The organism is Ponticaulis profundi, from assembly GCF_042659465.1.
Classification (GTDB): Bacteria; Pseudomonadota; Alphaproteobacteria; order Caulobacterales; family Hyphomonadaceae; genus Ponticaulis; species Ponticaulis profundi.
In genome coordinates this window covers 1-1,537 of the sequence record NZ_JBHSSW010000051.1, presented here as the reverse complement: position 1 = coordinate 1,537, position 1,537 = coordinate 1, and the positions used below count along the sequence as shown (strand labels likewise).

Below are 1,537 nucleotides of genomic sequence, written 5' to 3'. Positions count from 1 at the left end.
GGGGTTTCGGCATGGATGGTCGTCATCGACCCGCCATGGCCGGTGTTGATGGCTTCGATGAAGGTCATGGCTTCCTTGCCGCGCACCTCGCCTACGATCAGCCGATCAGGCCGCATCCGCAGACAGGAGGTCAGCAGAATGTCCGGCGTCCTGGTCCTGCTGTCCCGATCCGCAATCAGCGTCACCACGTTCGGCTGCGTCGGCACCAGCTCGGAGGCGTCCTCAATGGTGATCATCCGTTCGCTGTCACTGACATAGGACAGCATCTTGCGCGCAAAGACCGTCTTGCCGCTGTCGGTCGCGCCCGCAATCAGGGCATTCATCTTATGGTGGACGATGAATGCCATGGCCGCGTCAATGTCGCCGGAGGCTGCCAATTTTTTCAATTCCCGCTTTGTCTCCGCGCGGGCCTGGTCCACCGAGTATTCCTGACCGTGCAGGTATTTGATCTGGATCTTGTCGAGAGGGAGGGACGAGAAGAACCGCATCGAGATTGCAGCACCCGACAAAACGGCAGGCTCTGCCACCACCTGCGCCCGGATCGGGCGGCCTCGATAGACCACGGAGGTCGAGATGATCGGGGCTTCCCGGCCAAGGGTCAGCGTGCCTGCACTTGCGATGCGGCGGCCCAGGTCCATGACTTCCTGACGGTTCATCGCCGCACGGGTTTCCAGATTCATCGCCGGATCGCCGTGTTCCAGCGACCAGATGCGGCCGTCCGGGTTTATGGCGATTTCCACCAAGGCGGGGCTGTCGATGACAGCCCCGATGCGGGACAAGGCTTCATCCAGATAGCTGCCATGGCTCATGTCGTTCATGATCAGAAAATCTCCAGATCGCGGTCCACCATGACGGTGATCCGGGTGCCTTGGTTCACGGTGATGGTCGGCGGCATCGAGACATACTTGCCGATGGCCGACTCTGTTGCGCCGCTGACGGCGTTGGACATACCGGTTGCCGGATCGGTGGAACCGCCCGTGGAAATGGTCACGCCCCCGTCGCCGCTGTCGTCCTGCAAGGCCGAGGGGATGGCCGAGATTGTGGAAATCAGCGCCGCCGCCCCAAGCCTGCGGAAGAAATGGTTGTTGACCTTGCCGGTGGTGCCGGAACGGCCCAAGGCATCGCCACCGAAGGAGCTGATCTGCACCGACTGGTTGTCGGGCATGATGATGCGTTCCCAAGCCACCAGAAGCCGGTTCTGGCCGGTTTCCACATCAGCTGAATAGCTGCCGATCAGACGCGACCCGCGCGGGATCAGGATGCGCGATCCATCATAGGCCACCACATCGGTTGTCACGAGGCCCCGGATCGGACCTTGAAGCGTGGAGTCGATGGCTGTTTCCAGAACCGCCTGGATCATCGTGCCCTGAGTGACGGTATTGGACGGGTTCACGATGATCTCTGCGCGCTGGACCTGCACCGGACGCCCGGCATCGCGCACGAATTGGGCATCATCGCTGAGACGCGCCGCCTGCTGCGCAGCCGCCCCGTCTCCCAGACCCGCCGCATCGGCGACGGCACCGGCTGCACCGCCGCC

At 62.7% G+C, this 1,537-nt stretch carries 2 protein-coding genes; both read right to left on the bottom strand.

Features of this window, described 5'->3' with window-relative positions; all coding sequences use genetic code 11:
- Positions 1 to 818: ATPase, T2SS/T4P/T4SS family (locus ACFQDM_RS15675; protein WP_377380638.1), on the bottom strand; the 818-nt coding region annotated here is incomplete at its 3' end.
- Between the two features lie 2 nt (positions 819 to 820).
- Positions 821 to 1,537, bottom strand: a 717-nt coding sequence (locus ACFQDM_RS15670) for a TrbI/VirB10 family protein (RefSeq protein WP_377380636.1), incomplete at its 5' end; no start/stop codon positions are given.